This window comes from Enterococcus sp. DIV1283b, from assembly GCF_051710965.1.
In the GTDB taxonomy this organism is placed as follows: Bacteria; Bacillota; Bacilli; order Lactobacillales; family Enterococcaceae; genus Enterococcus_B; species Enterococcus_B lactis.
On sequence record NZ_JBIOLR010000001.1, the window covers coordinates 376,193 to 393,836 of the forward strand.

Consider the following 17,644-nt stretch of genomic DNA (forward strand, 5'->3'; position numbering starts at 1 on the left):
TCTTAAAAGAGGTAAACTAATCGGTTCCACCACTTTAAAAAAAGAGGAGAATGTGTATGGTCAACACACAAAAGCAGTTAGAAGAAGCATATCTGAAGAACGTGTATCAAAAGTTAATCGATAAAAAAAACGAACTGCGTGAATCGATGGATACGGCAAAAATAGAAGGAAACCAGTCGTTGAAAGAAATGGCTGGCGAGCTTCGATTGAATTTTGACAGTTACTTAGATAATCTGGATACTTTTTCGATGATTGAAATGAAAAATAGAGAAATCGATCAGATGAATATCAAACAGAAAAACGCAGAAAATCAGCTGGCAAAGATCGAACGTTTATTGAAAAGTCCCTACTTTGGAAAAGTCGTTGTAGATTTTCTGGATAATGAGCCAAAAGAATCCTTTTATATCGGTACAGCAAATTTCACAGATGATGCAGATGAAAATCTTGTTTATGATTGGCGTTCGCCAATTGCCGAACTTTTTTACAATAACATGATTGGTCCGTCTTCTTATACGGTTCGTCAAAATAAAATCGATACGGTTATCAAAGAAAGACGACAATTTATTTTGGAAAGAGATCGTTTGGTCAAGTTTTTTGATACGTCTGTAGCTATCCAAGACGATGTGCTATTAGAAGTGTTAGGTCAAGATGAGACCAATGAAATGAAGGCTATCACTGCTACGATCCAATCGGAACAAAACACAATCATTCGGGATGTGAAAAGTCAAAATATCTTGGTAAATGGCGTAGCAGGAAGTGGTAAAACCTCTGCTATCATGCAGCGTATTGCGTATCTGCTCTATTTATATCGAGATACGATGACATCTGATGACTTGCTGATTCTATCGCCTAATCATCGGTTCATTGACTATATTTCGAATGTCCTACCATCATTAGGCGAAAGAAATCCACTGAATCTAACCATCTTGCAGCTGGTTTCACAGCTTTCAGCAGAGGAAATAGAAGGTGAAGAAGCTTATTTCAAACGTATCACGAAAGAAAATGTATCAGAGCAAGCAGAACATTTGCGTAGTAAAGAATATATCGATGATCTAAAAGAATCCGATCTTTTGTTTCTAGATCATCCTGATTTTATCCGTGGACTTACTAAAAATGGAAAAACAGTTCTTTCTAAAAAAACGATCGAAAAAATATATGAGAAAGTCCCTGCTCATCCTAAATTGACCGATAGGCTTCAAGCAACGAAAAAGGCACTGATGAGCGAATGGAAGAATCATCTTTTGAAACAAGCAAAAAGTCCTGCTGTGCAGAATCAGGTACTCTCGTTGACAGAAGATAGACAGTTGAAATTATTCGGTGAATTGATTTCTGATGATTCGGAACAAAGTATCGCAGCTTATGCAAGGAAACTTTTACAAAAAAACTATCGAAAAATAACCAGACAGATCGAAGAAATGGCATGGGTGGATGAGCACCGATTGTTTGAAAGAATTTATGAAAAACGCTATGGCTCAGCTTATGTTTGGCAACACACACGTACTGTTGATGAAGCAGTCATTTTATTAGCTATTCATCATTTGCTTGTTGAAAAGGTAAATGTACCAGCGTTTCGCTATCTATTGATTGATGAAGTACAAGATTATACCTTGGCACAATTAGGTCTATTGATCGAATTATTTCCAAAAACTCACTTTACTTTAGTAGGTGACGAGAATCAAGCAATCTTTAATTCTTCCACTACTTTTGCTGATATTATGCGTTGTTTCGACGACTACCATCTGCCAATCCATCGGTATGATCTTAGAAATAGTTACCGTTCTAGCGGAGCAATCACAGAGCTTTTCAAAACCTATGCTGTGGATCAAGAGAAGATCGACATCGTATCGATCCGACCGCAAGGAAAAGAACCCGAATACCGCTCTTTTCGATCCTCTGAAGAATTGTTGGAAATATTAGATGAGATTTTGGATTCTCTAAAAGGAGAAAAAGCGGCAATTATTACCCAAACAGAAAAGGAAAACCAAACGCTGCAAGAATCGATTAAAAAAAGTTCATATGGATTAAAAAACTGCCAGATCATCCCTTTGAGTCTAGCAAAAGGACTGGAATTTGATCATGTAATCTTGTATCCATTTGAAAACGATAGAGATGAGCAAAGAAGACGCAGACAAATGTACACGGCGATATCTAGAGGAATGAAAAGCATTGTCGTATTGGAAAGAGAAACATAATTAAGAGATAAAAAAATAAAAAGAATAACTGATAAAAAGAACAAAATATTTTTCATTTGCCGATGAGAGATGTTTTGTTCTTTTTCTTAGGAAAAATTTAGGAACACTTTATGTGAAAAGAAATGAAAAGTATGGTAAACTCCTACGTCGTAACAAAAAATGTGAGGTGAGGATATGAAAAAAGTAACAAGAGAAGAAGTTGCATCGATTTTGGTGAAAGATAAGTATTTTTCAAAAGGTAATTATTGGTTAAAAATTTGGCAAACGCTAGTGGCTCTTTTCGGTTGGATGATCGTTGTTCTTCCTTTTATATGGGTGTTTTTCCCATTAACGAGACCAGAAAGAGCCAAGAATTTTTACTTGTACGCTTTTTTATTGGAAAAGAAAATGCTGTATTTCTTCATCGGCTTTTTTGCATTGATCTTTTTCAGCTTCCTGATTATCTCATTTGTGTTGACTAGATGGAACAATCGAAATTTGTATAGAAAAGTAAATAAGTCTTTTGAATATGAAGATGAAGAATTGGAAAAAAGACAAGAATTACTTGAAGAAATGTATACGGAACGTTTTGGAACAAAAGAAGAGAGAGAAACGGTCCGTTTTTATTCTGTCTCCGAAGAGAAAAATCTAGATACGACACTCATTGCAGATTTGTATAAAGAAAATGGGGTGGAACTGAAATGACCTCAATCACTCATACAGGTAATCAATTCCTAGATACTTGTTTGTCTATCATGTATTTTTTTCTCGTTTCTTACCCGATTTTAGGCGGATTTGCATGGTTTATTGGAGTCTGGTGTTATGTTTTTTTATACAAACATAAACAAAAAGAATGGGTAGATGTTCCATCGGGTGTCGAACCGTTCATTACGATCATGGTGCCAGCCCATAATGAAGAGATCGTGATCGAAGATACGATCGAGTATTTGATGACGAAATTGAATTATCACAACTATGAAGTATTAGTGACCGATGATGGTTCAACGGACCAAACACCAGAAATATTAGCCAGACTGATGAAAAAATACGCTAATCTTCGTGTGGTTCGGATCGAAAAAAATAAAGGGAAAGCCCATGCGTTTAATATCGGACTTGCCTTTGCAAAAGGGAAATTGATTTTAAGTAATGATGCAGATACGGTACCGGAGCCAGATGCACTGAACAGGTATGTGAATTATTTCATTCGCCCTGGTGCAAGACATATTGCTGCGGTCACTGCAAATATGGATGTCCAAAATCGTACAAAGTTGATTGCAAAATCGCAAACGGTTGAATTCTCAAGTATCGTTGGTATCATCAAACGAACACAGTCAGCTGTTTTCGGTGGTCTTTATGCGTACAGTGGGGCAAATACGATGTATCGAAAAGCAGCCTTGATCGATGTGGGCGGATTCAGACAAGATCGAGCGACAGAAGACATCAGTATTGCGTGGGATCATCAGTTGAATGGCTGGGTATCTGTTTTTGCTCCTGGGATCATCTTTTTCATGGAAGTACCTGTGACGTTGAAGATGCTATATCGACAAAGAAAACGTTGGGCAAAAGGTGGAACAGAAGTCTGGCTGACGAATTTCAAAAAAGTGATGCTCCACCCTTTTAAACATATCGGAAGAACAATCATCTTCATTGATCAAACATTGAGCATTGTCTGGTCAATATTCTTTTGTATTTCTATGGTTCTTTTTATTGGATTGATTGGGCATTATGTGTACCAAGGAAACTATGAACAGATCTATGTCACTTTTACATTCAGTTTTGTGTTCATCTGCTTTGAAATGGTCGCAGGATTTTTCCAGTTGCTAGCTTCGCTGATTGTAGATGATCGACGAAGAAAATTGAAATATCTTCTTTTCGCACCACTATATATGCTTTTGTTCTGGATAGTGAACGCGATAACAATCGTGACGACTTTCATTCCAGCAGTCAAAACGATTTTAGGTTATGGAAGCGGGACATGGAAAAGTCCGGAACGTACAAAAAAATAAAAGATGCACCGCTTTTTAGACAAACAGCCTGTTGTGTTTATGGTTCTTCCAGTCATTTTTGCTTATAATAAGAAATTAGTTAAAAAGTAGTAAGGATGGGGAAAGTGATGAAAAAAAGAATGAAGCCGTTAATATGGCCGATTGCTGTTTCCGGTATTTTCTTCTTCGGACACACGGCTTTTGCAGAAACTTCTGAACCTGCTCAAACAGAGCCTTCAACAACTATAAGCTCTTCTGATGCTGAAAACGGAACCTCGGAAACAGAAATGACTTCCAATGTACCGACAGATAATTCAGGAGAAACGATTTCGTCTTCAGAAGATACATCAACGAATAGTTCTACCTCTTCTGATCCAATCGATCATTTGCAAGACTTGGAAAATAAAAGAAAAGAACTCGAAGAAGCATTAGAGGCTGCAAAAAACAAATTGAAAGAAGACCAAGCAGCAATCGATCAAGATTTAGCTGATCTTAAAAATAAAGCGGGAAATGACCGTGCACAACTTGAGAAAAAGCTTGCCGAAGCGAAAGCAAAAGCGGAAGCTGTCCAAACAGATCTTGACGGGAAGATCCAACAAGCAAAAGAATTCAATCAACAATTAGATCAGGTTGCTCAAACAGCTTCTGGAAAGCTAAGTCAAACTCAAGCGGATATCACAGCGGCCAGTCAAGCGATCCATGGAAAGATCAGCGAAGCGCAAACAGTTGCTAATGATTTTGAAGCAAAAAAAGCAGACTTAGCAGCTAGTTTCCAACGAATAAAAGATATTTTGCATTCGGCAGGAGAAAAATCAGTGGCCTCTGGAACCACGACAGAAACAGTTCATCAAACGACAGAGCCATCCGAATCAACAAGTCAGACTTTACCAAAAACAAATGAAAAAACAGCTTCTGTCAATTATTCCTTCGTAGGCACAGGTGTGCTAGTTGCAGCAGCTTACGGAATCATTCGCAAAAAGAAATAAAAAAGAGAGAATGGGAAGGTAGTGAACCTCGAAGTTAGACTGAAAAATCTAACTCTTGGGTCCCACTACATGTCCCATCTCTTTTTATTTATTCAGACAGCTATTCCTACTTATCTTGTGGAGACAGCTGTTCCACTACATGTGACCATCAGCATGCCATTGTCGCTGCCTAATACTTCGTAGTCCATTTTTACGCCGATGATTGCATCAGCTCCTAATGCTTTTGCACGTTCGGCCATTTCCGCAAGGGCTTCTTCTCTTGCGCCCATTAGTTCATTTTCATAACTTTTTGAACGGCCGCCGAAGACGTTTCGCAAACCAGCCCCAAAATCTTTCAATACATTGATCCCAGTAATAACTTCACCAAAAACGATTCCTTTATAAGCTACTACGGTTTTTCCTTCCACACTATTCGTGGTTGTTGTAATCATTCGATCACTCCTCTCTTTAATAAAAGTATAACAAAGTTCAAGATGCGCAACACATATTTTCCCAAAATTAGGAATTTATTATATACTTGAATTGTTCATTAATGAAAGCGAAACCAATCGTTAGCAACTATGTAAAAGAAAGGAAGATTCTTGTGAAAAAGAGTATTTTGCTTATTTCTCATAGTCAAAAAGTAACAGATGGTATTAAAGAAATGATTGAGCAGATGCAAAAATCCGAAGAGGTGCAGATCTTTTCTCTCGGCGGAATAAATGGCGAGATTGGATCAGACCCGATGAAAATCGTAGAAGCTGTCAATGAATCAAGTGATGCAGCTAGTTATTTTGTTTTTGCGGATATCGGCAGCGCGGTATTGAATTCGGAACTGGCAAAAGACATGTTGGAAGAAGAACAGCAGCAACGTTATCATCTGGTGGATGCGCCTTTAGTGGAAGGAGCTTTTGCAGCAGCCATCACTGCCGGTATAACGGATGATACTCAGCAAATCTTAACAGAAGCACAAAATGCCGGAAAGAAAGGATGGGAATAAATTGAAAAAAATCATGAATGATCCAAGCAATATTGTCGAAGAAATGCTGGAAGGATTAGTAAAAAGCTATCCAGAACTTGTTCATCGTGTAGAATCTTCCCGTGTTGTAGCCAAGAATCAGAAAGCGGAACAAGTTGGTTTGGTTTCTGGTGGAGGAAGCGGACATGAACCATCCCATGCCGGGTTTGTAGGGGAAGGAATGTTAAGTGCAGCGGTGCTTGGTGATGTGTTTACTTCTCCAACTCCAGATCAGATTCAAACGGCTATCAAGGAAGCGGATAGTGGAAAAGGAGTTTTACTGATCGTTAAGAATTATACAGGTGATGCATTGAACTTCGATATGGCAAAGGAACTAGCTGCTATGGACGATATTGAAGTAGAAAGTGTGATCGTAGATGATGATATCGCCGTTGAAAATAGTACGTATACTGCTGGAAAACGCGGAGTTGCGGGTACTGTCCTTGTACACAAAATCGTGGGCGATGCAGCAAGAAACGGTGCTTCCCTAGCAGAGTTGAAAGAATTGGGAGAAAAGGTCGTACAGGCAACTAAAACGATCGGTGTAGCGCTTCGAGCAGCAACTGTACCAGAAGTAGGGAAACCAGGATTCGAACTAGGAGAAGATGAGATCGAGTATGGTGTTGGTATCCACGGTGAGCCAGGCTATCGTCGAGAAAAGATGCAGCCTTCTAAAGTACTGGCAAAGGAACTGGTTACTAAGATTTTAGATGATTACTCGAATTTGCCAAAAGAAGCAGGTGTATTAGTCAACGGAATGGGCGGGACGCCTTTGATGGAACAGTTCGTATTCATGAATGATGTTTTAGCTCTGTTGGAAGAAAGAGGCGTCAATGTAGTTTTCCGAAAAGTCGGTAATTTTATGACCTCACTAGATATGCAAGGCCTTTCTCTGACGCTGATCGACTTGACGGAGACACAATGGAAAGATTCTTTAGAAAGCAATGTACAGACGATTTCATGGTAAGACAATCTCAAGATAAAAGGGTGATAATATGAAACTAACCGTTCAAGAAATCCAAGAATGGCTCTCGCAATTTGTAGAGGCAATCAATCAGAACAAACAACATCTCAGTGATCTAGATACCCCGATTGGCGATGGAGACCACGGAAATAATATGGGAAGAGGGGTTTCAGCTTATGAAGAAGCTTTTCAAACCGATCATCCTGAAACAATTAGTGATACATTCAAAGTATTCTCTATGGCGATGATATCGAAAGTCGGTGGGGCTTCTGGTCCGTTATACGGATCTGCATTCATGAACATGATGAAAGCGACAAAAGAGGTCGATTCTATTGATTCTCAAGAAAAATTAGGAGAAGTGATCGAGCAGGGAACAGCGGGTATTCAAAGCCGAGGAAAGGCAGAAGCTGACGATAAAACGATGTTAGATGTTTGGCTACCAGTTACAGAGGCGTTGAAAGCAGGGAATCTAACAAAAGAAATCATTGACCAGGCAAAAGAACACACCAAAGACTTGGTAGCTAAAAAAGGACGAGCTTCCTATCTAGGAGAGCGTGCAATCGGACATATCGACCCGGGAGCTGCTTCCAGTGCCATTTTATTTACGACACTACTCAATGTGGTCAAAACTTCATGACCGTTCCTGTATAAATGGAAACAGAGGCTGAAATCGAAAAGCAAGCAGTTGCTTTTTCGATTCAGCTTTTTTACAGTTGTTTCTTTTAAATAAGATAGTTAAAATAAAAAAGAAAAGAGGGAACAAAATGGATCTAATGAAAGAGGACTATCAGTTATTTGACAGAGACAATTATGCATTCAAACAACTCAAAGAAATACATACACCAGATGAAGTCGAACAAATCAAACAAGAATACAAGGCACGTTGGCAAAAATGGAAAGAGATCCAGCTCCAGACAGCTGCACTTTTGCCTGATACGTATGGCATGAGCAAACCTAAAATCGAAAGCTGGACGAATGGCTGGAATTTACGCAGTCATTTTTGGAGTGCTTATCGAAGTGAAAATCGGCAAAACGAGAATGCGTGTTTAGCAGTTTTGTTGAATCAAAAACAATACCAAATCTATTTGATGTATCAGCACTATAAAAGTGACACGAGAGAAGGAAGCGTTGAAGGATACAATCAATTGCTATCTTTACTGCAGGAATGGAGTACCCAGGTAGCGATTGAAGAATATTATATCTGGCCTCAGCCTGAAAATGAGCTGGAAGATCATTTGCCTTTATCCGTTTATTTATCAGATAAGAGCAAGCAAGAAGAGCTGCGAGAAATAATGGGCGATCGAACCTTCCAACTTGGCAAACTGTTTTTTTCTCCAAATGAATACACAAACATCGAAGAGAAAACTGCTGAGGCGCTCAAAGAACTAGCGCCATTGTATCACGCGATAAAAAAGAAGTTATGAAAAAGCTGATTTGTGTTGCGTACTAAATAGATGGCACATCATCGAATCCACTGCTCTCATGAGGCAACATAAACAGACACCTGCGAAAAAATCATTTTTTTCGCAGGTGTCTGTTTGGTTTTTCCATCAGCCAAATCAGAATAAAAATTTAAACAAATCTAAAAACATAACGGTTAACGATCTCTAAAAAACAACGATTGCTTGTGTCCCGCTCATTCTTTTGTATATGTGTTTCGAATTACATAACAGAAAAAATGAAAAAATATTCATTTAGTTATCAAACAAGGAAAAGTAAGAAAAAGGCTTCTTTTTTCACTGATAGGTCTATGGTAAAATCCATTTAAAGCGTTTTCTTTGTGGAGAGAAGTAAGAAGGAGCAAGCATGAAAAAAATCATTTTCAGAGGACTCATAGTTGTCATTGCACTGAGTATAGGAGGGAAAATATTGATGGATAAAAGAGAAAAAGACAATGAAGAACTGCGTACCATCCAAACCGATTTGGCCGATTATTTGTATAATCATTATGAGATTTCAACAGTGGATGAAAAGCGAGAAAAGGAAATCTTCAAAGAATTTAATCAAGGTAAAGGAGACATGACTGAACAGGAATTTTTTGAAAGATTAGATTCTATAACTGAGTATATGGATATTGAGAAAATAGAATTTACAGGTTTCTCTGTAACCCCTATGAAATCTTTAGAGGTACACTTCGAAATCAATAACCTGCTTTCCCACACTGCGACATTAGGAGTAAAGTCTGCAGAAACAGGTCAGTGGATCTATAGGATTGATAGTGGTATAGAAAAACAAGGGCAAGATCATTATCTCAGTAGAAAAGACCAAGAGACCAATATGAGCATACTCATGAATATCGTCACATTCTATGATGGGGGGATCGACTGATGGATCAGAATCGAGTTTTTTCAGAAACAGTTTATCAAGTAGAAGTAGGAAATATAAAAAAGCTGGATAGATTTGGCGTGAAAAACGAATATTTAATTCTTGATATGGTAAACACCGACAAACATACGATTGGAAAAGAAAAAACACCAAAGAAAAACGGTATGCAAGCCATGGTCGTGGCTGAAATCAAAGATGAATATAAAAGTAAGAAGCAAAATCAATTACAGCAAATTTCCGGCTACCCCAAATCCGTCATCAAAAAAGACCTGACTATCGCCTACGCAGGTACCAAAAGTTGGCAGGACTGGAAAACGAACATCCGAGAAGTCGGCTTCGAGGACAAACACGACAACGGCGCCTTCCAGTCGGCTTTAGCGTATGCCGATGCAATCGAAAAGACCTATTCTGTCAAAGACGGCTACACCATTTCCACGACCGGTCATTCCTTAGGTGGAGCACAGGCGATCTATGTCGCTGTTTTAAAAGGCTATCACGGATTTACATATGCAGCGGCAGGCCCAGGCCTGAGTGAGAAACAGCTCAAGAATTATGAAGGGCAGATCATCAATCTGTATGACACATCAGACATTGTGACTAGCGGCTGGCTGACTGGCGGGAAAGGGCAACTGCCATTTCACAGTTTCGAAATCGACAACGCCGGCTGGAAAAACTATGGACACGATCTAAATCAGTTCAATCTCGACAAAAACGGGAATTACATCGATAAATATGGCGATATCGTCATCTATTCCGACCAACATGGAGGAATCGCCCTCGAACAGACCTTACTCGCCCAGCAAATCATCAAAAACAAAGCTATGATTCGTCAAATGGAGACATATGGCGAAAAAAATCAGTGGGAGAAAGAACGGATCAGTCAACTGAAAGAAGAAAACAAGTGGCTCCAACTACAAATCAGTGCTTTCTCCAAGCTAGTGACTTGGCGGAAAAGATTCACAGCGAGCAGCGGCGGTTTATCGACTAGTGAACAAATCTATTTAGACGACCAACAGGCGCTGATGATCGTGAAACACGCGGCTTCCGTCTTCGATCAAGCGATGGAACAAGTGCTAGTCATTTACCAGCGTGGGATTCGTGATTTGGAACAGCTGTGGGCAGATGGTCTTGCGATGGTCCGCAGACAGACACCCCTTTTGTCTCAGAACGAACTGTTCGATGCCCTGCGAGAAGTCGGTTGTACAAAGCAGACGATCGTTGATGAACCTACGCAGGAATTCCGGGAAAAGATCTTCAAAATCAAGCAGCTTTCAGCAGAATTCTCTACCTTGGCAAAAGAGATCGAAGCGAAAATCAATGAACTGGTCCAGCGTGATCGGGACTTGGCACGACAATTATTTTAAAACAAGGAGTAGTGAGATGGAAAAAGAAAACCAGATTCATGAAACATACCGAAAAGAACGACTGCAGCTAGAAGTTCAGGAAGATCAGCTCAGACAGATGCAAAAGAACATGCAGCAGATGGCAGAAACGACTTATTCCAATATACGTTTTTCGGTACGTTCCTTTGAATGCCCGAAGGATTCTTTGTATTTTGCACAAAAAGAACTCAGACGTTTAGAAGAGAGGTTCTCTCATGAATTGATGCAGAAACGAAAAAAAATCTATGATCAGCAAGATGAAGTCGAACGCCGTTATCGTGCTGATCTGCAACGATTAAACAAAAAGTAACAGGAAAGGAGATAATAAGTGATCGTTCTAGAGGAAAAAAATTGGGAAGACTACCAGAAAGAGATACAAAAAATCTCAGCAAGAGCTTTAGGAATTGCGATGACTCAAGACAAAGTCACGAAATGCAAAAAGGCGAAACAAGCCGCAGAGGTGGAAGCAAGCACGGCAAAAAAAGCGGTATCCTCTGCAACGACTGGATTGGAAAAAGCAGTAAAGGGTCGTTTCGGCAAAAAAGTAACAGCGGCATTTAGTAAAAAAAGCCGAATGTTAGTAAGTTTCTAGAAAATCAGCTACTCATGTTTGATGAACATCGTGACTTGTGCCCGAGGAGTTGGCAGGAGAACACCGTTTATTCAAAAAATAGGAGTTGCGACAAGGCGTTTGTCACAGCTCCTATTTGACATAAGAGGCAATTTTCAATTTTACTTATAGATAGTATGATAGTATCAAAAAATGATTTTAGGACATAAAGCACTCATTACCATTATTACCGAGAGTCTGATCCTGGTGGCCGAGGTGGCAAGCGGTATGCTTTTCCATGAAATGAGTATTCTGATCGTGGTCATAAACGGCATGTGTCTGCTTACTTATCGCACAAAAAGAAAAATCTTGATACAAATCAATTACCCAAGTTAAAAGAACAAGTAGAATAACAAACAAGGAAGAAATCCAAAGGAGGAATCTGCAATGAGACATGAAGGATTGTGTGTTTCACTCGTTCCGTTATTCAATCATCTCGAGATAGAAGATCAGCAAAAAATCCACTCGTTAGTGACACACAGAAAAGTGGAAAAAGGAGAACAGATTCTTGCGCCGAATGGAGAGTCTCAATTAGTAATCGTGGCTTCCGGCAGTATGAAAGTGTATCAATTATCTGCTAGCGGAAAGGAACAGCTTTTACGAGTAGTAGAGCCGGGCGGATATGAGGGAGAGAGCCAGTTGCTAGGCGTTCCCAATGAGTCTTTATTTGGCGAAGCACTAGAAAAAACGGAAATTTGCGTATTGAGACAAAAAGATTTCTCGGAACTCTTACTGCATTATCCCGCCCTTAGTCTGAAACTTTTAGCAATCAACGCTGAGAAATTAACAAAAGTACAGCAGCAGACAACTTTTTTGATGATGGAAAAAGTAGAAGAACGAGTCGCTGTCTATCTGCTTGACTTAGCTAAAGCGACAGGGAAGGATCACTTTTTCCTGCCAATGAAAATGAAAGAACTTGCTGCATTTATCGGTACGACCCCCGAAACTTTATCTAGAAAATTTAAATTATTAGAGGAGAATGGTTATGTAAAAAGAGAGAATCGGGAAGTCTGGATCATTGATAAAGAGCAGTTAGAAGACTTGTAAATACAAAAATGACCTCCAAATGTTGGATTTTTGATCCCAATTTGGAGGTTAGCATGAAATTGAACATGCTCTTTTTTTGTTATCCTTCCACTAAATCTCTTCTCCTATAACCGATAGCACCAAGGACGATCAGTGCAAGGCTGATACAGGATAACGTAAGGAATACGGAAAGATCGAAAGAATCGTTTGGCATGCGTGGTACCCAGCTAGGGACTGCTGTTTTGGAGAACCATTCTGGTAAATCCAAAATCCCGCCAAAGTAATTGAGCGCAAAGGAGTAAGCTAAGTAGATATAAGCAAATTTACCCATTCGAGGAAGCCAGCCGAATAGAAAGCCACTCACCCCGATAAACACTAAAACAGAAGGCAGAAAGTTGAATCCGGCTTTAAGAAACAGCAATAGATCCATATCTTTCGCATCCTTCATCGATGTCAAAGCAGAAAGTCCTAGCGCACCAGAACTAATCAGAATCGACAATATAGAAAACAGGATCGCTAGTAACAGACTTGTCCAATAAAGTTGGTTCCTAGAAATTTTTGTTGCGAACAGCTGATTCATACGTCCGTGGGTTTCTTCTGTAAATAAACGATTGATGCTAGCAATTGGTAAAATAGCAGCTAGACAAATCAAGACGACTATGATCGTGCTTGTGAAGTTTTTTTCAATTGAGACGCCAGATTGGATAAACATCTGTTTCATTAAGTCGTTACTTTCTAAAAACTGTTGCATATTCCCGTAGATAGAGCCGTATGCCGCCCCCATCAAACCAAAAGTGATAAGCCAACTGATTGTCATCCCTTTATTTAGATAGAATAATAAACCACGCAAGGATAAAAGAGAACGTTTAGCATACGGTTTTCCTTCACGTTCGGGGATATAGCCGGTGTTCAAGTCTCGATGTTCCTCTAAAACAAATGAACTGATTATCAAGATTAGACTGAACAAAAACAAATAAAGCAAAGGAATCCAGTTGTTAGTTGTAAATGGATAGGTCAAATAAGACCAGCCTAAAGGATTCCACATCGAAAGGGAGGAATCAGCTACATCTGTTATTGCTCGTAGAAGGTAAAGTCCACCTAAAAACGCTAAAGACAGACCATTCGAACTGGTTGAACTTGGCATCAGTTGTGCAGCAAACAGTGCAACGGCACTCCCAAAAATCCCCATACTACCTACAGATAGCCCAAAAAGCCAAGCACCTTCTGCAGTGATTGAATCTGCTTGAAAAAAAATCATCGTACAGCTGATTGATATTGCTAAAAGCAAATTGATCAGAATACTTTCAGCGATGACAGCTAAAGAGTTTGCTTGACGTCCGACTCGAAAGGAACGAATAAGTTCAATCAGACCAAGTTCTTCTTTTTTTCTCGTTTGGCTCACCACATGCAAAACAGAGATAACAGCAGCAAACAAACTGCAAAAAAGCAACATTTCATTTGCATACATCGCTCCTAAAGTATACTCAGCATCATTCGAAGCTGGAGTTGGTCCGACCATTGCAATCATTGCCGGGTTTTGCAAGGTTTCGTATAATCCAGCTAATCCTTGTCCTGAAGTCAATTCTTCAAACGCAGGGACAAAACCACCAGAAAAAGCAGTGACACCGACTAGCCATATCAGGATCTTTTTCCAGTCACGGCTAAGGTTTTGAGAAAAAAGGGTGGACCAGCGTGAAAATTTATCAGTCATTTCGATTCCTCCTCATCCTTCATAGTGCCTCATGAATAAATCTTCAAGAGTCGGTGGAATAGATTCAAATTTTTTCACACCTAATTTGGAAGTTTCAGCTAAAATCACATCGAAAGCTTCGTTGTCAGCAGCAAATTGAGCAAGGTGGTCTTTTTGCACAAAATCATGGACACCGTTCAATTGTGCTAAGTGGCTGTTATCTGCTTCTGTTTCTATAGTAATGGTCGAGCGGGTCAAATGACGTAATTCATCGAGTGTTCCTTCTTCTACGACTGTTCCCTCGCGGATGATCACGACTTTATCTGCCAGCCGTTCGACTTCACTGAGAATATGAGAAGAAAGCAGGATGGATTTGCCCTGTTCTTTCAGTTTTTCAACTTCTTCTTGAAAAATAGTTTCCATCAAGGGATCTAAACCAGAAGTAGGCTCATCAAATAAATAGAGATCCGAATCAACAGCTAAAGCAGCAATCAAGCCCACTTTTTGACGATTTCCTTTTGAATAGTTTTTTGCTTTTTTCTTAGGATCAAGAGAGAAACGTTGAATCAGTTCGTCCTTTTTTTGAGCGTTCCCTTTTCCATGAAGCTTCATGAAGAGATCGATGATCGCTCCTCCAGTCAAATTTCCCCATAAAGAGATGTCACCTGGAACATAAGAAAGACGTTCATGGATAGATAAACTATCTTCCCATACATCTTGACCAAAAATCGTTGCCGTTCCGCCGTCTTTTTTTATAATCCCTAAAAGTGTCCGAATCGTCGTGGATTTTCCAGAACCATTTGGTCCGATAAATCCAACGACTTCACCTGAATGTACGGTGAAAGAGACGTCTTTTAAAGCTTCGAAACGACCAAAGCTCTTTTTCAAATGTGTGACTTTGACGATTTCTGCCATAAAAACCCCACTCCTTTTTCTGGAAATATATACTAAATAAGGTTAAATAGTTTAATGAAATGGTTTTACACCTTTTTATAAAACTTTTTTTATTATTTTAGTACATAATATTCTTTTTATAAATTTCTGTCAATGAATTCATAAACAAGGAATTGCTGGCTTGATACTTTCTCAATAGATAGTTATAATAAACCTCAGAATAAATTTGAACTATATATATTATAAAAGTTTAAAATTACGGGAGGCTCTACAAATGAACGGTTTTGAAAAGAGAGCACAAGAGAAAAAGAAAGAGATTTTACAAGCCGCTTTTGACTTGATGAACACAGACATAGGAACCGCTGGAGTGACGATGGATAAGGTAGCTGAGAGCGCTCAGGTAAGTAAAGCGACTATTTTTAAATATTTTGGCAGCAAGGAAGGGCTGATTTATGAAGTATTTTTTACATTTATGAATGATTTAGGGCAAGAAGCGAAAGCGTTGATTGCAGAAAATCTTCCATTTGAAGAAACACTGATTGCCATGAGTGAAAACAAAATCCGTTATCTCAATCGAGTGAACAAACAATTTTATATCGATTTGATGACATACTATACAAAAAAAGAAAAAAAAGAATTTTCTGACGCGATGGATGCGTATACGCAAGAAAGTTTCAGTATCATGCTTGATCTTTTCCATCGAGGGCGTAAAGAAGGAAAAGTGGATTTGAAATATTCGGATGAGTTCTTGATCCTCTATTTTCAAGCAATGGTAGAAGGAATTTCTAAGCCGGAGATATACGCAAAACTGCTTCCATATACAGCAGAATGGACAGAAGTCCTGATCAAGGGAATCGCGCCGAAGAAGAAATAAAGCATAAAAAAGCCGAAACTGACGATAAAATGTCAGTTCGGCTTTTTTGGTTTATAAATGATGTAAAATCAAGCGGATTCGCGTGCTTCTTTGTCGTAGACATCATGAACGTTGATGAATGGATCAAGAATAGGGTTTTGTCCGTCTAAATCTGATTGGAACCGAATGCCATCGATATTGATTCGAGCATTTCGATAGAAATCCGTACCTAATTGTCCCCAAGCGGGAGTAGAAGCATCTACATTGCAGAAAATATCGAAACCTTGACTCTTTAAGTAAGCAAATTTTTGATTTTCTGCTGAATAAGGCTGCCAGTCGCTAATATCTGCACCAAATGGATAAATCAGGATATTTGTTTTTCCTAGGATAGGTGCAACTTCTTGCTGCCATAATTCATTGTCTTTTTTGACATCCTCTAATGAAGCTTGAGTCATATTCAAGTGTCCCCAGGTATGGGAAGCAAAGCTCCAGCCATCTTTCTTCAACTGATCAGCCACTTTTTTAGCTTCTTCGATCTCTTTTTTTGTTTTCTCGTTATCTCCGTATTGAGACTTGGATGTTCGATAACCTAAAACACCGTTGTAACCTGTCAGGGCCAAGGTGCCTTTTGCACCTCGATAAGAAAAATCAGGATGTTTCTTGACAAAAGCATCGATCAGAGGAACCATGTCAAAGTCCCCAATTTCTTCCTTATCATTCTCTTTATAAACATTTTTGATTTCATTGTTATTTGATACGACTAATCGGCTAGGAAAACCGGAATTATCCATATATTCATAATAACTGACATCATCTTGTGAAAGAACTAATGGTTTTTTTCCTTCAGGTAGCGCAAGCCCGTTAAAGGAAAGATTTCCTTGTTCGTCTTTTTGGATCAAATCATTCAAATTGACTAAAACAAAATCATTTTGATAGAGTTGTTCGATCGAACGGTTGAATTCTTCAACAGTTACCATATAGTCTTTGTATCCTTGCGCCTGTTGAGAGTGGAAGGCCTTTTGCGGGTCCACGATCAAGCTGTGAAAAAAGACGTGAGAGATCTGAGTAGGATCAGACCAGTCAATCAGTTGTTCTTTCTCCTTTTTCAGTGTTTGAAGAAGCTGCTGTGTTTCTGCAGATCCGTTTTTACTGTTTTTCTCCAATAAAGCAATCGCTTGGTCATAATCATAGCTTTGTGCCAGATTTTTTGCTTGAGTAACTAGCTGTTGCTTATCATCCATTGGCTCTTTTGTCTTTTCTGTTATTTTTTTTTCAGGAATGATCGGTTCTTTTTTTGTGTATGCCCGGATGACAAAAAACAGACTTAAAATTAAAATAACGACAGTTAAAGCAGAAGTGGCTCCTAAAATAATTTTTTGCTTTTTTTCCATATACCTCGTCCCTTGCTTTTTCATTTTTTTACTCGTCCCATTGTTCATTGTAACGAAGAAAGAATAAGAGGAAAAGTAAAGTGACTTCTCGATAGATTGCAGAAAAAATACAGAAAAAATAGTTTCTTTTAACAATAGTTAAAAATAAAATGTTCGGGATTAGAGCGGATTCAAAAAAGAAAAAATGAGGAATTTAAAAAAAATATCCTTTTTCTGTTGACAAAGAAAAAGTTGCGCTCTATGATAGACACATATTAATAATAACAAGACGAAGATCGAAACGAAGTAGTTGTTAAAGCCAATGTTTCAGAAAGCTGGTGGTTGCTGCAAACCAGTACATGCTTTAAAGCGAATTACATTTCAGGAGTCT

19 protein-coding genes and 1 other annotated feature (1 of these 20 only partly in view) are annotated in these 17,644 nt (G+C 38.9%); of the genes, 15 read left to right on the forward strand and 4 right to left on the reverse strand.

Translation table 11 applies throughout. From position 1 onward, the window contains the following. The first annotated feature begins 56 nt into the window (after nt 1-56). The 4 genes from IGJ53_RS01815 (at nt 57) to IGJ53_RS01830 (ending at nt 5,142) form a co-directional block, all read left to right on the forward strand. Nucleotides 57-2,192 (forward strand): HelD family protein, encoded by a 2,136-nt coding sequence (locus IGJ53_RS01815; RefSeq protein WP_259742113.1) that lies wholly within the window; start codon nt 57-59, stop codon nt 2,190-2,192. Nucleotides 2,193-2,366: 174 nt separating this feature from the next. After that, nucleotides 2,367-2,876 carry a hypothetical protein gene (locus IGJ53_RS01820; RefSeq protein WP_010731878.1) on the forward strand — a complete coding sequence of 170 codons (510 nt, stop codon included), beginning with the start codon at nt 2,367-2,369 and terminating at the stop codon, nt 2,874-2,876. Then, nucleotides 2,873-4,177, forward strand: coding sequence for a glycosyltransferase family 2 protein (locus tag IGJ53_RS01825; protein WP_259742112.1), 1,305 nt, complete (start codon nt 2,873-2,875; stop codon nt 4,175-4,177). The genes IGJ53_RS01820 and IGJ53_RS01825 overlap by 4 nt, the downstream gene beginning before the upstream one ends. Nucleotides 4,178-4,284: 107 nt before the next feature. Continuing rightward, on the forward strand, nt 4,285-5,142 hold the full coding sequence (locus IGJ53_RS01830) for an LPXTG cell wall anchor domain-containing protein (protein ID WP_438749410.1): 858 nt from the start codon (nt 4,285-4,287) through the stop codon (nt 5,140-5,142). Nucleotides 5,143-5,252: 110 nt separating this feature from the next. Here the strand turns inward: IGJ53_RS01830 and IGJ53_RS01835 are convergent, their stop codons facing one another. Further along, a complete protein-coding gene (locus IGJ53_RS01835) occupies nt 5,253-5,573 on the reverse strand; it encodes a putative heavy metal-binding protein (RefSeq protein ID WP_002292575.1) in 321 nt (106 codons plus the stop codon). Between the two features lie 152 nt (nt 5,574-5,725). Here IGJ53_RS01835 and dhaM point away from each other — a divergent pair, with 152 nt between their 5' ends. From dhaM to IGJ53_RS01885, 10 genes are all read left to right on the forward strand, one after another. Then, nucleotides 5,726-6,121, forward strand: a complete 396-nt coding sequence (gene dhaM, locus IGJ53_RS01840; RefSeq protein ID WP_002304157.1) for a dihydroxyacetone kinase phosphoryl donor subunit DhaM — start codon at nt 5,726-5,728, stop codon at nt 6,119-6,121. Continuing rightward, nucleotides 6,096-7,106 (forward strand): dihydroxyacetone kinase subunit DhaK, encoded by a 1,011-nt coding sequence (gene dhaK / locus IGJ53_RS01845; RefSeq protein ID WP_179189797.1) that lies wholly within the window; start codon nt 6,096-6,098, stop codon nt 7,104-7,106. The genes dhaM and dhaK overlap by 26 nt, the downstream gene beginning before the upstream one ends. Before the next feature lie 28 nt (nt 7,107-7,134). Then, complete coding sequence (gene dhaL, locus IGJ53_RS01850; RefSeq protein ID WP_259742110.1) at nt 7,135-7,740, forward strand: dihydroxyacetone kinase subunit DhaL; 606 nt, start codon at nt 7,135-7,137, stop codon at nt 7,738-7,740. A 127-nt stretch (nt 7,741-7,867) separates the two neighbouring features. After that, on the forward strand, nt 7,868-8,527 hold the full coding sequence (locus IGJ53_RS01855) for a glucose-6-phosphate 1-dehydrogenase family protein (protein ID WP_259742109.1): 660 nt from the start codon (nt 7,868-7,870) through the stop codon (nt 8,525-8,527). 382 nt (nt 8,528-8,909) lie between these two features. After that, nucleotides 8,910-9,431, forward strand: a complete 522-nt coding sequence (locus IGJ53_RS01860) for a hypothetical protein (protein WP_259742108.1) — start codon at nt 8,910-8,912, stop codon at nt 9,429-9,431. Beyond that, nucleotides 9,431-10,792, forward strand: a complete 1,362-nt coding sequence (locus tag IGJ53_RS01865) for an Mbeg1-like protein (protein ID WP_259742107.1) — start codon at nt 9,431-9,433, stop codon at nt 10,790-10,792. Before IGJ53_RS01860 ends, IGJ53_RS01865 begins: the two co-directional genes overlap by 1 nt. A 16-nt stretch (nt 10,793-10,808) precedes the next feature. Beyond that, on the forward strand, nt 10,809-11,120 hold the full coding sequence (locus IGJ53_RS01870; RefSeq protein WP_259742106.1) for a hypothetical protein: 312 nt from the start codon (nt 10,809-10,811) through the stop codon (nt 11,118-11,120). Nucleotides 11,121-11,138: 18 nt separating this feature from the next. Then, nucleotides 11,139-11,402: a hypothetical protein gene (locus IGJ53_RS01875; protein WP_259742105.1), complete on the forward strand. Its 264-nt coding sequence runs from the start codon at nt 11,139-11,141 to the stop codon at nt 11,400-11,402. Nucleotides 11,403-11,636: 234 nt separating this feature from the next. Then, nucleotides 11,637-11,756: a cadmium ABC transporter ATPase gene (locus tag IGJ53_RS01880; protein WP_259742104.1), complete on the forward strand. Its 120-nt coding sequence runs from the start codon at nt 11,637-11,639 to the stop codon at nt 11,754-11,756. A 51-nt stretch (nt 11,757-11,807) separates the two neighbouring features. Beyond that, nucleotides 11,808-12,467 (forward strand): Crp/Fnr family transcriptional regulator, encoded by a 660-nt coding sequence (locus IGJ53_RS01885; protein ID WP_259742103.1) that lies wholly within the window; start codon nt 11,808-11,810, stop codon nt 12,465-12,467. 79 nt (nt 12,468-12,546) lie between these two features. Here the strand turns inward: IGJ53_RS01885 and IGJ53_RS01890 are convergent, their stop codons facing one another. Continuing rightward, nucleotides 12,547-14,157 carry an ABC transporter permease gene (locus IGJ53_RS01890; protein WP_259742102.1) on the reverse strand — a complete coding sequence of 537 codons (1,611 nt, stop codon included), beginning with the start codon at nt 14,155-14,157 and terminating at the stop codon, nt 12,547-12,549. 12 nt (nt 14,158-14,169) lie between these two features. Then, nucleotides 14,170-15,051, reverse strand: coding sequence for an ABC transporter ATP-binding protein (locus IGJ53_RS01895; RefSeq protein WP_010731890.1), 882 nt, complete (start codon nt 15,049-15,051; stop codon nt 14,170-14,172). A 253-nt stretch (nt 15,052-15,304) separates the two neighbouring features. Here IGJ53_RS01895 and IGJ53_RS01900 point away from each other — a divergent pair, with 253 nt between their 5' ends. Then, nucleotides 15,305-15,904, forward strand: a complete 600-nt coding sequence (locus IGJ53_RS01900; RefSeq protein WP_002292597.1) for a TetR/AcrR family transcriptional regulator — start codon at nt 15,305-15,307, stop codon at nt 15,902-15,904. A 68-nt stretch (nt 15,905-15,972) separates the two neighbouring features. Here IGJ53_RS01900 and IGJ53_RS01905 read toward each other — a convergent pair whose 3' ends face one another. Next, nucleotides 15,973-17,274, reverse strand: a complete 1,302-nt coding sequence (locus IGJ53_RS01905) for a polysaccharide deacetylase family protein (protein WP_010731891.1) — start codon at nt 17,272-17,274, stop codon at nt 15,973-15,975. Between the two features lie 262 nt (nt 17,275-17,536). Continuing rightward, nucleotides 17,537-17,644: a binding site (T-box leader), on the forward strand; it runs 98 nt beyond the window's last position.

Coding starts and splice junctions, on each gene's coding strand:
- IGJ53_RS01815 (WP_259742113.1), top strand. CDS start 57: ATGGTCAACACACAAAAGCAGTTAGAAGAAGCATATCTGAAGAACGTG.
- IGJ53_RS01820 (WP_010731878.1), top strand. CDS start 2,367: ATGAAAAAAGTAACAAGAGAAGAAGTTGCATCGATTTTGGTGAAAGAT.
- IGJ53_RS01825 (WP_259742112.1), top strand. CDS start 2,873: ATGACCTCAATCACTCATACAGGTAATCAATTCCTAGATACTTGTTTG.
- IGJ53_RS01830 (WP_438749410.1), top strand. CDS start 4,285: ATGAAAAAAAGAATGAAGCCGTTAATATGGCCGATTGCTGTTTCCGGT.
- IGJ53_RS01835 (WP_002292575.1), bottom strand. CDS start 5,573: ATGATTACAACAACCACGAATAGTGTGGAAGGAAAAACCGTAGTAGCT.
- dhaK (WP_179189797.1), top strand. CDS start 6,096: ATGCCGGAAAGAAAGGATGGGAATAAATTGAAAAAAATCATGAATGAT.
- dhaL (WP_259742110.1), top strand. CDS start 7,135: ATGAAACTAACCGTTCAAGAAATCCAAGAATGGCTCTCGCAATTTGTA.
- IGJ53_RS01855 (WP_259742109.1), top strand. CDS start 7,868: ATGGATCTAATGAAAGAGGACTATCAGTTATTTGACAGAGACAATTAT.
- IGJ53_RS01860 (WP_259742108.1), top strand. CDS start 8,910: ATGAAAAAAATCATTTTCAGAGGACTCATAGTTGTCATTGCACTGAGT.
- IGJ53_RS01865 (WP_259742107.1), top strand. CDS start 9,431: ATGGATCAGAATCGAGTTTTTTCAGAAACAGTTTATCAAGTAGAAGTA.
- IGJ53_RS01870 (WP_259742106.1), top strand. CDS start 10,809: ATGGAAAAAGAAAACCAGATTCATGAAACATACCGAAAAGAACGACTG.
- IGJ53_RS01885 (WP_259742103.1), top strand. CDS start 11,808: ATGAGACATGAAGGATTGTGTGTTTCACTCGTTCCGTTATTCAATCAT.
- IGJ53_RS01890 (WP_259742102.1), bottom strand. CDS start 14,157: ATGACTGATAAATTTTCACGCTGGTCCACCCTTTTTTCTCAAAACCTT.
- IGJ53_RS01895 (WP_010731890.1), bottom strand. CDS start 15,051: ATGGCAGAAATCGTCAAAGTCACACATTTGAAAAAGAGCTTTGGTCGT.
- IGJ53_RS01900 (WP_002292597.1), top strand. CDS start 15,305: ATGAACGGTTTTGAAAAGAGAGCACAAGAGAAAAAGAAAGAGATTTTA.
- IGJ53_RS01905 (WP_010731891.1), bottom strand. CDS start 17,274: ATGGAAAAAAAGCAAAAAATTATTTTAGGAGCCACTTCTGCTTTAACT.